Origin of the sequence: Salmonella sp. SAL4457 (assembly GCF_046548235.1) — a bacterium.
GTDB lineage: Bacteria > Pseudomonadota > Gammaproteobacteria > Enterobacterales > Enterobacteriaceae > Salmonella > Salmonella enterica.
Map to the genome: position 1 here is coordinate 1 of NZ_JBGDZO010000434.1, position 274 is coordinate 274.

Annotated in this window: 1 protein-coding gene; it reads left to right on the plus strand. The window is 56.9% G+C overall.

The window, feature by feature from the left end; all coding sequences use genetic code 11:
• On the plus strand, nucleotides 1-274 hold a 274-nt coding region (locus tag ACLJNW_RS24945), incomplete at both ends, for a hypothetical protein (RefSeq protein WP_410961323.1).

Here is a 274-nt window from a genome sequence, read left to right on the forward strand (position 1 = left end):
GCACCGTCATGGTGCGTTACCGAAAGAAACAACGAAGTGTTACAGCAGGAAAAGCGGAAGGGCCGAGTCGGCGTGTTGCGATGGCGGCAAGAGAAAAGGCCGCCGAAATATGTTTTTACGTGGTTTTTTCTGCCCTGTCCAGACGCCCGGAAGAATTAATCGTCCGGGCGCTGGAAATAGTTGCGGATGAAACGGTTCAGCCTCAGCCGGCCAGCATGTGTCCGCGTTCTTCCAGGTTCAGGTGCCAGGCCAGCGCCTCGCGCAACAGATGCGG